Below are 13,439 nucleotides of genomic sequence, written 5' to 3'. Positions count from 1 at the left end.
GACAACCTATTTATATAGAAAGGAGCAACGGCATTATGTTTGAATTTTTACAATCATCTGGAAGTGATAATAAACGACCGAACCCTCAGTTAAGCGTGGATATCCACGCTGCAATTAAGAAGCTAAATCCTGAGCAGGGTCGTGCTGTTGAGACAACGGAAGGACCGCTGCTTATTATGGCGGGAGCGGGTTCAGGTAAGACACGCGTACTGACCCATCGAATTGCTTATTTAATTGCAACACGCAAGGCAGCTCCATGGAGTATACTGGCGCTTACGTTTACGAATAAAGCAGCTCGTGAGATGCAAGAGCGTGTAGCTAAGTTAGTCGGGCCAGAAGGTCACGATATTTGGGTGTCGACGTTCCACTCGATGTGTGTACGTATTTTGCGAAAAGATATTGAACGGATTGGTTTTACATCCAACTTTACGATTCTTGATTCTTCTGACCAACTTTCGGTTATCCGCGGTTGTATGAAGGATTTGAATATAGACACCAAGCAGTTTGACCCGAAAGCTGTACAAGCCGTTATGAGTTCAGCAAAGAATGAACTTATCGCTCCGGGTAGATTCGAGCAAAAGGCCAGAGATTATTTCGAAGGTATTGTAGCCAAAGTGTATAAAGCATATCAGAAACGACTTAAAGCTAACAATGCGCTCGACTTCGATGATCTAATTATGAAAACGACGGATTTATTCCGTGAAGTGCCAGAAGTACTCGATTATTACCAGAAAAAGTTCAAGTACATCCATGTAGATGAGTATCAAGATACGAACCGTGCCCAGTATATGCTTTGCCGTATGCTAGCAGATCAGCATCAAAACATTTGTGTCGTTGGTGATAGCGATCAGTCCATCTATGGATGGCGTGGTGCGGACATTACAAATATTATGAACTTTGAAGAAGACTACCCAAGTGCAACGGCGATTCTGCTAGAGCAGAACTATCGTTCCACAGCAAATATCCTGAACGCAGCGAATGAAGTCATTAAGCTGAATACAGGACGCAAGCCGAAGAAATTATGGACTGACTCAGGCGAAGGCAACCTGATCAAGATGTATCAAGCAGATACAGAGCATGATGAAGGTTATTTTGTTACGGCGGAAATTAAGAAAAATCAGATGAGTGGGATGTCGTATGACAATCACGCTATTTTATATCGTACGAATGCACAGTCTCGTGTTATCGAGGAAATTCTTATTAAGTCAGATATTCCGTATCAAATTGTCGGCGGCATCAAGTTCTATGATCGTAAAGAGATTAAAGACTTGCTCGCTTACCTGAAGCTTGTTTCCAATCCTGACAGTGATATTGATTTGGATCGTATTATTAATGTGCCGAAACGTGGTATAGGTGCGACGACATTGGCTAAGATTGCTGAAGCAGCTACGTCACGAGGCGTTTCCATGATGCAAGTCATTACAGATATGGACATGTTGGATATTGCGCCAAAGACAAAGAACGCGTTGCGTGAGTTCCACGCGATGATCGATAGTCTGCATCGTATGTTAGAGTATTTGTCAGTTACAGAACTGACAGAGAAATTGCTTGAATTATCTGAATACAAGCTTGAGCTCCAACGTGAAAATACATTGGAATCCAAAGCGAGACTAGAGAATATAGACGAGTTCTTGTCTGTTACTCAAGAATTTGAGAAGCGTAACGAGGACAAATCACTTGTTTCCTTCCTTACGGATCTAGCGCTTATTGCGGATATTGATACGCTTGGAGACAAAGCAGATGAGAACGAACCGCAAGATGCTGTTATCTTAATGACGATGCATAGTGCGAAGGGCTTGGAGTTCCCTGTTGTATTTATTATCGGTATGGAGGAAGGCGTATTCCCGCACAGTCGTACCTTTACCGATGAAAATGAGTTAGAGGAAGAGCGTCGTCTTGCTTATGTAGGGATTACACGTGCTGAGAAACAGTTGTTCCTGAGCTGTGCACGTACGCGTACGCTCTTTGGACGAACCAATGCTAATAAGCCTTCTCGCTTCTTAGATGAAATACCGGAGCATTTGAAAGAGGATGTTTCACCGTCAGGAAGCCGCTATGGTCAATATGACCGTTACGGCCGTCAGGGAACTGCTTCTGCTTACGGTGGACGTGGATTAGGTTATAACGGATCCCAATCCGGTACGGTTGGCTATGGAGCAGGAGGAGGTATTGCACCAGGTCAGTCACGATCTGGTGGCTTTGGTTCGGGTGGAGCGAACCGTACCAGCTCAATGGGAGCGGGACAAGGAGTGCGTCCAAGTGCGCCGGAAGTTAAGGTAACCTCTCCGCTCGATAAAGCGCGTGAAACAGGTGGCGGTAATGCTTCATACGTAGCAGGTGACAAGGTCTCTCATGCGAAGTGGGGAACAGGCGTCATCGTTTCTGTAAAAGGTACAGGTACCGATACAGAACTGCAAATTGCTTTCCCAGCACCTGTAGGGCTTAAACGTTTGCTAGCAGCATTTGCGCCAGTAACGAAGGTGTAGTTACCTTTATACGTTGATGTGAAATGTGATGAATCCACCATGAGGTAAATGGGAGGATATTAGTTCATCATTGTTATGCTTCAACTTGTCTTGAGGTGGAACATGACTGTGGTAAGCTGCTACTGGCTAAATCTTAATACAATCAATGATTAATGCTATAAAGCTTAATGAGAGGGGCATGCCCAGATGGACGAGAGGCGACAAGCCCAGCAACTGTCTGAGCCAACGCAAACGCGTATGGAGCAGCTGATTGCACAATTGAATCAATACAATTACCACTACTATACGTTGGACAACCCGATTGTTAGCGACAAAGAATATGACCGGCTATATGACGAATTAGTCGCTCTAGAGCAAGATTCAGGTATCGTTCTGCCTGATTCTCCTACGCAGCGGGTTGGTGGTGAGACGCTAAGTGGTTTCGAGCCGCATCGTCATCAAGCTCGTCTGTGGAGCTTGGATAAAGCACAGGATATGGACAGCTTAGAGGCGTGGCACCAGCGCGTACTGAGGCTGATTAATGATTACAATAGTAAAAATCCTGACAAGCAATTGCCAGATCCATCTTTCGTGGTCGAGCTGAAATTCGACGGATTGACGCTTAACTTGACGTATACGGACGGACAGCTTGTCCAAGCCTCAACCCGAGGTAATGGTGTTATGGGTGAGTCAATCTTGCCACAAGTGAAGACCATTCAATCCGTGCCGTTAACGATTCCATATAAGGATGGAACGATTGAAGTGCAAGGCGAAGGCATTATGAACTTGTCTGTCCTGCAAGCATACAATGAGACAGCAGCTGAACCGCTTAAAAATGCTCGTAATGCAGCAGCAGGCGCCCTGCGCAACTTGAACCCGCAAGTGACTGCGACACGCAAGCTATCTGCTTATTTTTATAACATTGGCTATGCGGAAAGCAAGATATTTGCTGATCATCAGGAGATGCTGCAATTTTTACGAGACAATAAGTTCAAAGTCAATCCATACGCTGAATATTTCTCAAGCATGGACGAACTTAAAGCAGAACTGTTGCGTATTCAAGAGCGCAGAGCAAGCTTGGATTTCTTGATAGACGGAGCTGTTGTTAAGCTTACTGATATGCGAACTCGCGAAGTACTTGGCTACACAGATAAGTTCCCACGATGGGCAGTAGCGTTCAAGTTCGAAGCGGAAGAAACATCTACCATTTTAGAGTCAGTTAGCTGGAATGTAGGACGCACGGGTAAAGTAACGCCGCTTGCACGTGTAGAAGCGGTCGAACTCGCCGGAGTAACTGTGCAAAATTGTACGCTCAACAACATCGGAGACATTGAGCGCAAGAACTTGAAACATGCACTAGGCGCACGTGTATTTATACGTCGTTCGAATGATGTTATCCCTGAAATATTAGGAAAGGTGCCAGATGAGCCTGAAGGGGAAGAGATCGTATTTCCTACAACTTGTCCGGCGTGCGATTCTGAATTAGAATTACGCGGCGCTCACCTGTTCTGTAATAATAAGCTTGGTTGTAAACCGCAAATCGTTGCTCGACTGTCGCACTTCGCTTCCCGTGATGCAATGGATATTGAGACATTTAGCGAGAAGACAGCAGAGCAATTGTATGATGAGCTGGAAGTGCGTGATCCAGCCGATCTATTTGGACTTACTTTTGAACAGTTGGTCGGCTTGAATCGTTTTGGAGAGAAGAAGGCGAATAATTTACTGCAAGCTCTCGAAGTAAGCAAGACAAGAGAGTTGGCAGCGTTTCTGAATGCGCTTGGCATTCCGAATACGGGTAAGACAACAACGCGCGTATTGGCGGATCACTATCGCAGCCTTGAAGCAATTATGCAAGCTACGCCAGAGGAACTTGTTAACTTGCCAGATGTCGGCTCTATCGTTGCTGACAGCATCGTAGGATTTTTCCAAGATCCATTGCAGCGCAGCAGCATCGAACGCATGCTGGCTCACGGGGTAGCACCACAAGTTGCTGCTGAAGAAGAGAAAGTAGTAAATACGGAATCTGTCTTCTTTGGCAAAACAGTCGTGCTTACGGGCACCTTGCATCAACTTACACGCGATGATGCAACAGCGAAGTTAGAGGCTTGTGGCGCGAAAGTGACAGGAAGCGTTTCGAAGAAGACCGATCTCGTCATCGCAGGAGAGAAAGCGGGAAGCAAGCTCACCAAGGCAGAGCAGCTTGGCATCCCTGTCATCACAGATGAGAATGAGCTCATTAGACTGTTAAACGAAGCACTTGGTCAATAAATGCTAAAGGCCCTATGCCTGCATCCCACAATGCAGACATAGGGCCTTTATTCATGCCAAAGCGATATTCATGTACAGCGGGTTACCAGCATACGTATTGTGGTATGAAAACAATTCATTACACGCACTACATTGCCCATAACTGAACTTATTAGCCGGTTGTTTTAACATTTGAAGCATCTGGAACAGAGACAGATTCACGCCAAATTAACTGGTGCGGTACGATAATGCGAGCTTGACCGTAGCCCTCGCCCTTTATCGTTGAAATAAGCGTATGTGCAGCCGAAATACCCATCTGATAAATGCCGATATCGACGCTTGCAATAGGGGGAAGGCACATCTCCGACATAATCGTATTGTTAAAGCCAACAACACTGCATTGTTCAGGGACTAACATTCCGTTGTTCCACAACGTACGAATGACACCGAATGCTATTACGTCGTCGATCGTTATAATGGCAGTCGGACGATTTTTCAAATTCATCAGATCCATAGCCGCTTGAGACGCTGATTCAGCAGTGAATCCAGCTTCACAGATGTACTCATTCCGAAGCGGAAAGCCTGCTTCCAGCAGTGCCTTATGGTATCCGCTAAAACGGTCTTTCGATACTGTCAAGTTTGCAGGTCCGCTCATAAATGCAATGCGTTCATGACCTTGCTCCAGCAGTTTCTTGGTAACGTCATAAGCTGCTGCTACATTATCATTATCGACAGAGATAATATCAGCATGATGCTCACTGCGTCCAACAAGCACGAACGGGAAATTCCTATCTTTAAGAAAAGAAATGATGTGTTCATCTTGGCGGGAAGACAGCATAATGATACCGTCAACTACACGTCCCTGTACAAGTCGACGTACTGCGGCTTCTTCTTCATCAGCATTAATACCTGTGGTCATCAACACATCATAGCCACTTGAAGCAGCTTTTGTAACGATACCGCGAATAATTTCAGAGAAGAATTGGTTGCGGAACAGTTCTTCCGCAGGGCGAGGCAAGATGATACCGAGATTATGGGTTGTTTTTGTTACAAGGCTCTTAGCCATCATATTTGGATGATAGCCTAGCTCCTCCATTATTTTTCGAACTTTTTTACTTGTCTTCTGACTGATTCGCGAGTCGTTAGAAATGACACGTGAGACGGTAGAGGGTGAAACGCCGGCCTTAAGTGCTACATCTACAATAGTAATAGCCATAGGTTGGATCCTCATTTCGAAGCAATATGTTTTGAGTATACCTGTTAGAGGTTTCTCGTTAAAGTGTTTTTAGATATTCATCATCAAGTATAGTCAAAAAAAAAGTTTATGCAAACGATTTACAAGAAAAAAAATCCGATGTATACTAATTAAACAGTAACCGCTTACAATCTCTTTCAAGTGAAGGCGGTTATTTTTAAAAAACATTGTGCAAAGGTTTGCATAAAAAATGATTGGCCAGTAAAGATCTCGTGAAGTAAAGCTACATTACTAATCGGAGAGGGGATCTTCAGGACGGTTAGCTCCAAGGTGAATTACTTTAGCGGTAAACAGGTAAGCCTATAATACATGCTAATAGTATATGTATTGTGAGTGTGGATATTATCCAGCTTGCAAGATACCGATAACTCATTTTTTGAGTACTGATCATCATGGCGCAGAAGTGAAGAAGACCAGGGCACGATCGGATATATCGTTTTACGTACGAGTTCGCAAAGAGGACGAGTTGAACAACCTCTTCAAGCAAGGGGCTTCATCCTTCACTAACATGCTTTAGAAGGAAAGCCAGAAATAAGGACCACAGCATACAGAACGAAGGGAGTTTCTGCACATGAAAAAGAAATGGGTTTCTCTGTTGTTATCTGCAATGATGGTATTTACTTTGTCGGCATGTTCTTTGGGGGGCAAGGCATCTACGCCAGCACCTGAACAGCCAACTACTGAAGCGACTACTGGTGATACTGGTGAGTTGAAGCCTGAAGAGGGTGCAAGCTTGGTTGTTTGGGAGAGTAAAGAAGCTCGCCCGTTCGTTGAAGCGATCAACAAAGAGTTCACAGCAAAATACGGTATTCCTGTTAAGTTCGAGGAAGTATCCGGTGGAGATACAGCGAACAAATTGACAACTGACGGTCCTGCAGGTATCGGTGCGGACGTTCTTATGTTCCCGCATGATAACTTGGGTCGTGTAGTATCAGCTGGACTTATTCTTCCAAATGACTATCACGAAGAACAAACACGCAAAAATAACTCGGAATTGTCCGTTAACGCAACTTCCTACGACGGAATGCTTTATGGATACCCGCGTTCGATTGAAACATATTTGATGTTCTATAACAAAAAGCTTCTTCCTAACGGAGCTCCTAAAACAATGGAAGAAGTTATCGAGCTTTCCAAGACGATGAATGACCCAGCTAAGAAGCAATACACATTCATGTGGGAAATGGGTAACTTCTACTTTGACTTCTTCTGGGTCGCTTCCACTGGCGGTTACATCTTTGGTCAAAATGATACAGATACAGCTGATATCGGCTTGAACAACGAAGGTGCAGTTAGCGGTTTGAAGTTCCAACAAGATTTTGTTAAACAAGTATTGCCTTTGAAAACATCTGACGTAACGTTTGATATTAAAAAAGGTTTGTTCACAAGCGGACAATTGGCAATGAGCGTTGATGGTCCATGGGTTATTGGTGACTTGAAGAAATCCGGAATCGATTTCGGAGCTGCTCCAATCCCATCCATTCAAGGTAAACCATCCAAGTCCTTCTCTGGTGTAAAAGCTTGGTATGTTAACGCATTTACGAAATTCCCGAATGCAGCTAAGTTGTATGCTGAATTCGCATCTTCCAAAGAAGCGCAATTGAAAGAGTTCGAAATGACAGGTACTGTACCAGCTAACATCGAAGCAGCAAAAGATTCCAAAGTAACAAGTGATCCAATCACATCAGCTATTTTGGAGCAGTTCAAAAACTCTTACTTAATGCCAGCTATTCCTGAAATGAACAGTGTATGGAGTCCAATGGCATCTGCATTCAGTGACGCATTGAATAAAGGTAAAGATCCGAAACAGGCTCTTGACGGTGCTGTTAAGCAGATCACAGACGCAATCAAACAATAATAGATAGGGAAGCCCGGAGAACAGCACAGGTTTCTCTGGGCTTTTCCCTCTCATCATGAACATGATCTGTTTATGCAGGAGGGCACATAGGAAAGGAGAGAAGCCTAATGGATACTACAATGAAGCAAGCGGTGCCAACTAGCAAGGCGACACGTGCAGCTGTTATGTCCGCGTTAGTATGGGGCTTAGGACAGTTCTACAATCGCCAGTTCGTTAAAGGTGCGATACTGCTTGCGTCCGAGATTATGATGTTGATGTATCTGATTCCAGCGATGCCGCAAGCGGTATGGGGACTCGTTACACTTGGCGATACACCAACTGGAAGAGTAAAAGTCGGCAAGATGTGGCAAACGGTACATGGGGATCATTCTATATTTCTAATTATAGAAGGTCTAATTACCATACTAGTCTTCTTATTGTTTATTTGGATCTTTGTTACGGTGGTGCGTGATGCATATCGTGTTAGAACGACAATCGAGAATGGTGGACAAGAGAATAATTTTATTCAAAGCTTGCAGTATGTAGGTGAAAATAAGTTCGCACATTTGTTCCTTGCGCTTCCAGCTACAGGTGTGTTGTTCTTTACCATCATGCCAATCGTTTTCATGATTATGTTGGCGTTCACGAACTATTCTATGCCGGGTCATATCCCGCCAGGTAATCTTGTCGATTGGGTTGGCTTTAAAAACTTCTCAGACTTGCTAACACTTGGTACGTGGAGTGAAACGTTCTACGGTGTACTTACATGGACACTTATTTGGGCAGTTCTAGCGACAGTGAGCTGTTATTTCGGCGGTATTCTCGTTGCCCTTCTTATTCAGCAAGCAGGTATCAAGTTCAAAGTAATGTGGCGTACAATCTTCATCATTCCATATGCAATTCCGCAAATGGTATCGTTCTTGATTATGCGCAACATGTTCAACGGCGAGTTCGGACCGATTAATCAATACTTGTCCTACTTCGGCCTTGGCAAGCTGCCGTGGCTGTCTGATCCATTCTGGGCGAAAGTAACGGTGCTGTTAGTAAATACATGGGTTGGTGTTCCTGTAACCATGGTGCTTGTATTAGGCGTATTGACGACGATTCCGAAAGACCTGTATGAAGCAGCTGATGTTGACGGGGCAAGCGCTTGGCAGAAGTTCCGTGCTATTACAATGCCGATGGTATTGTACTCAACAGCTCCAATTCTCATCATGCAATTTGCAGGTAACATCAACAACTTTAACGTTATCTTCTTGATGACAGGTGGTGCACCAGCTAATGGTGACTATCAATATGCAGGAAGCACAGACTTGCTTGTTACATGGCTCTATAAGCTGACACTCGATAATCACAAGTACAGTATCGCTGCTGCGATTGGTATTCTCATCTTTATTATCGTTGCATCTCTGTCGATCTGGAATTATAGACGTACGCGTTCGTTCCAAGAGGAGGATATGATCCAATGATGATGGGGAGAAAGAAAAAGTCTATTATTCGTCTGACGTTAAGCTATATCTTACTTGGACTAATCGCCCTGACGGTATTTTATCCAACGTTATGGATCCTAATGTCATCCATTCGTCCGGGGACGTCCATTTTCAGTGATACATTGATTCCAAGGAATCCAACACTCGAGCATTATGTGAATCTCTTTACATCTGAGCAGTTTATGTATGGGCAGTGGTACTTGAATACGTTGAAGGTTGCGATATGCACCACGATTATTGCACTGTGTCTCGTTATTACGACTGCTTATGCGTTGTCTCGTTTCCGTTTCCGTGGGCGCAAAACAGTGCTGTCAACGATTTTGGTACTAGGGATGTTCCCAGGTTTCATGTCAATCATCGCGATATACATTTTGTTGAATCAACTTAACTTGTTGGATTCTCACTTGGCATTAATATTGGTTTACTCGGCAGGTGCACCGTTGGGTGTATTCCTCGTCAAAGGATTCTTTGATACGATTCCGAAGAGCTTAGAAGAGGCGGCTCGTATTGACGGTGCTTCGCATTGGACGATTTTCACAAAAATTATGTTACCAGTGTCGAAGCCAATGATTACGTATGTAGCACTCACTACATTCGTTGGTCCATGGGTAGACTTTATCTTGGCAAGAATGGTATTACGTACGAAAGAGAACTGGACACTCGCAGTTGGACTATGGGATATGGTTGCAAACAACTCATCCAGTAGCTTTACGATGTTTGCGGCAGGTTCCGTTCTGATCGCAGTTCCGATTACACTCTTGTTCTTGTTCCTACAACGCTTCCTAGTGGAAGGTTTGACGGCTGGAGCGAGCAAAGGATAAATTCATTTCTTCATATAAGAAGAAACTCAAATACGATTTAGTAACAGTTTAGAAAAAAGCTGGCTGTACTCGATTGAACATCACTACCGATTTAAAAGTTACGACAATGATCGTTTGCAGTCGGATGTTATCATGACGAACAGTTATCAATCATTCGGCTGCATCGGCGATCGGAAAATAATAATATTCACAATTATCATAAGCAATGATGCCATAGTTATGTTTAACCGCTTTAACAAAAAAACGAATGGATTCGGTATAGAGAGAAAGGAGGCCTCAACCATGTTGGATACAAGTGAAGCGATACATCCAGATGCAAAAGGTCAACAAGAAGTGAAAAGTGGTCTTACTCTAGGACGTGTTACACGAGTTGAAGTACAAGGTGAAGCTCTCATTTTGTGGGGAGAAAGATTTAATCTAGCTGTAAAAGCAATCAATGAACAAGTTATGCAGTGGAAAGTATTTTACGGCAACAAGCCAGACTGGCGCACATCTGCAGCGATGATCAACCGTCAAGAAGATGGCACTCTTTCTGCGAAGCAGCTAAAGCATAGTGTTACGGAAACGACGGTCCTCGTTACTTATGGCGAACTTACGATGAATATCGATCGTCAAAATGGAACGTTTGACGTGATGCAAAATGGCCGCAAGCTATTTGCAATGCGCAGCCTGATTCGTCATGCTGAGCATCAAGGGGATTTCACAGCACAACTTACAATGGAGTCTGAAGATCGTCTATACGGTCTTGGCGAAAAAACAGGCTTCCTTGATAAGCGCGGTGAGCGCTACACAATGTGGAATACAGACGTATACGCACCACACGTGCCTGAAATGGAAGAGTTGTATCAGTCCATCCCAATGATGGCAGTATTACGTCAAGGTCAAGCTTACGGTTTGTTCCTTGATAATCCAGGACGCACAGTATTCGATATGCGTGTTCATGAAGATGCATTTATGATCCAGACTCGCACTGGCGATATGGATATGTACGTATATGCAGGTCCAGACTTAAAAGAAGTTATCCGTCAATATACAGAAATGACAGGTCGTATGCCATTGCCTCCAAAATGGTCGCTTGGATACCATCAATCTCGCTATAGCTATATGAACCGCGAGGAAGTTATGAACTTGGCTCGTTCCTTCCGTGAAAAACAGATTCCTTGTGATGTTATCCATCTTGATATTCATTACATGACAGGCTATCGTGTGTTCACATTTGATGAAGAGCGTTACCCAGATCCAGCTGGTATGATGGCAGAGCTTAAAGAGATGGGTTTCCACATCGTTCCGATCGTTGATCCAGGTGTTAAGCGTGACGCTAAATATCCAGCATATATGGAAGGTATCGATAACAACTACTTCTGTAAATACGCAGAAGGCCAACTATATATCGGTAAAGTATGGCCAGAAGAAAGTGCGTTCCCTGATTTCACAGAAGAACGTGTTCGCGACTGGTGGGGTGAGAAGCAAAGCTTCTACACGGACCTTGGTATCGAGGGTATTTGGAATGACATGAATGAGCCAGCGATCTTCAACGAAACGAAGACAATGGATACAGAAATCGTTCATGGCAACGACGGAAACCGCAAGACGCATGGCGAAGTTCATAACTTGTATGGAATGAACATGTCTCAAGCGACTTTCGAAGGTTTGAAAAAAGAATTGAAGGGCAATCGTCCATTCGTTCTAACTCGTGCTGGTTACAGCGGTATTCAACGTTACGCAGCTGTATGGACAGGTGACAACCGCAGCTTCTGGGAGCATATGTCTATGGCTATGCCAATGGTGCTTAACCTTGGTATGTCTGGTGTACCGTTCTCAGGTCCGGATATCGGCGGATTTGCACACCACACAAGTGGAGAATTGTTGACTCGTTGGACGCAAATGGGCGTATTCTTCCCGTTCGCACGTAACCATTCCGCAATCGACATGGTACGCCAAGAGCCGTGGTCCTTTGGTGATAAGTACGAAAACATTCAACGTGAATACATTTCTCTTCGTTATCGTTGGATGCCTTACTTGTATCACTGGTTCCATGAGGCTTCTCAAACAGGTCTTCCAATTATGAGACCGCTTGTGCTTGAGTATCCAAACGATCCTGAAACATTCAACTTGTGTGACCAGTTCCTAGTTGGTGACTCTGTTCTTGTAGCACCAATCTATCGTCCGAGCACAGAATGGCGTTCTGTCTACTTGCCAGCAGGTGAATGGTATGACGAGTGGACACGTGAGCGTCTTGAAGGTGGATGTCATATTCATGCACATGCACCAATCGAAACAATGCCGTTGTATGTACGTGCTGGTTCCGTTCGTATGGAAGAATCTCTGCGTCAATATGCAGGTGAAGCGATTGAAGACGCAAGTGTAACAGCATGCGTATACTTGAAAGGTGAAGCAGGCAACTACAACCTTAACTGGTATGAAGATGACGGCTTGACTTACAAATATGAAGAGGGCGCGTACAATATCGTAAGCACTGAAGTTGAACAAGGTGCAGATAGCGTTCGCATTCAAATGAATTATAAGCATCAAGGCTATGAGGCCAAACGTTCTCATATCAATGTTCGTGTAATTGGTCTTGCAGAAGCTCCTGCTCAAGTGCAAGGTGCTGGCGAACAGTTGTCTGAGGAAGCTTTGAATCAAGCTGCTAGCGGTTGGTCTTGGAATGTAGAAAGCAAAGAAGTAGTTGTGAAGTGCCAAGATAGCGCTTCTCTATTGGATGCAATAATTGTTCTTAAATAGTATATTAATAACCTGAATAGAGGCCGTCTTATCCTTCGTGAGAGTGATAAGGCGGCTTCTATTTGATTTAAATAGTAGGAGAGATTAGTTATTTGTTAAAATGGAATATTTTATTAGTTGCAACAAAGTTGTATTCATGATAAATTAATTCTTGTCAGTTCGACGACGAAACAAAAAACAACAAGTTAAACAAAATGTTGTTGAAAAGAGTCGAAAAAAAGAATTGACAGACAAAATCGTTTCTGATAACATATATAAATGTTCGACACAAAATGTTGAATGTTTCAAGTTCCTTGAAAACTGAACAAATGACAAAGCAATGAGAATTAATTCTCGTCAGCAATACAAATGAGCAAGTCAAACACTTTTATGGAGAGTTTGATCCTGGCTCAGGACGAACGCTGGCGGCGTGCCTAATACATGCAAGTCGAGCGGACTTGATGGAGTGCTTGCACTCCTGAAGGTTAGCGGCGGACGGGTGAGTAACACGTAGGCAACCTGCCTGTAAGACTGGGATAACTACCGGAAACGGTAGCTAATACCGGATAGGCTTTTTCCTCGCCTGAGGGAGAAGAGAAAGACGGA

The 13,439-nt window shown here is 44.0% G+C and carries 7 protein-coding genes and 1 rRNA gene; 7 read left to right on the top strand and 1 reads right to left on the bottom strand.

The genetic code is table 11. From position 1 onward, the window contains the following. Positions 1–35: 35 nt before the first annotated feature. Both pcrA and ligA read left to right on the top strand, forming a co-directional pair. On the top strand, positions 36–2,486 hold the full coding sequence (gene pcrA, locus FPZ44_RS16550) for a DNA helicase PcrA (RefSeq protein WP_144991896.1): 2,451 nt from the start codon (positions 36–38) through the stop codon (positions 2,484–2,486). A 186-nt stretch (positions 2,487–2,672) separates the two neighbouring features. Further along, the gene (gene ligA, locus FPZ44_RS16545) at positions 2,673–4,733 is read left to right on the top strand and encodes an NAD-dependent DNA ligase LigA (protein WP_261378397.1); all 2,061 of its coding nucleotides are present in this window, start codon (positions 2,673–2,675) and stop codon (positions 4,731–4,733) included. A gap of 151 nt (positions 4,734–4,884) precedes the next feature. On the opposite strand, the gene FPZ44_RS16540 is transcribed toward ligA, so the two are convergent. Beyond that, on the bottom strand, positions 4,885–5,928 hold the full coding sequence (locus FPZ44_RS16540; RefSeq protein ID WP_144991895.1) for a LacI family DNA-binding transcriptional regulator: 1,044 nt from the start codon (positions 5,926–5,928) through the stop codon (positions 4,885–4,887). A gap of 610 nt (positions 5,929–6,538) precedes the next feature. Between FPZ44_RS16540 and FPZ44_RS16535 the strand changes: the two genes are divergently transcribed. The 5 genes from FPZ44_RS16535 to FPZ44_RS16515 form a co-directional block, all read left to right on the top strand. Next, positions 6,539–7,822 carry a sugar ABC transporter substrate-binding protein gene (locus FPZ44_RS16535; protein WP_144991894.1) on the top strand — a complete coding sequence of 428 codons (1,284 nt, stop codon included), beginning with the start codon at positions 6,539–6,541 and terminating at the stop codon, positions 7,820–7,822. Between the two features lie 107 nt (positions 7,823–7,929). Further along, the gene (locus FPZ44_RS16530; RefSeq protein ID WP_261378396.1) at positions 7,930–9,270 is read left to right on the top strand and encodes a carbohydrate ABC transporter permease; all 1,341 of its coding nucleotides are present in this window, start codon (positions 7,930–7,932) and stop codon (positions 9,268–9,270) included. Next, a complete protein-coding gene (locus tag FPZ44_RS16525; RefSeq protein WP_144991893.1) occupies positions 9,267–10,112 on the top strand; it encodes a sugar ABC transporter permease in 846 nt (281 codons plus the stop codon). Before FPZ44_RS16530 ends, FPZ44_RS16525 begins: the two co-directional genes overlap by 4 nt. A gap of 282 nt (positions 10,113–10,394) precedes the next feature. Then, positions 10,395–12,854 carry a glycoside hydrolase family 31 protein gene (locus FPZ44_RS16520; RefSeq protein WP_144991892.1) on the top strand — a complete coding sequence of 820 codons (2,460 nt, stop codon included), beginning with the start codon at positions 10,395–10,397 and terminating at the stop codon, positions 12,852–12,854. 366 nt (positions 12,855–13,220) lie between these two features. Next, a 16S ribosomal RNA gene (locus tag FPZ44_RS16515) occupies positions 13,221–13,439 on the top strand; the annotation flags it as partial.

The organism is Paenibacillus agilis, assembly GCF_007786455.1.
Classification (GTDB): Bacteria; Bacillota; Bacilli; order Paenibacillales; family Paenibacillaceae; genus Paenibacillus_B; species Paenibacillus_B agilis.
The sequence above is the reverse complement of the archived record's forward strand: the minus strand, read 5'-3'. Positions and strand labels throughout refer to the sequence as shown.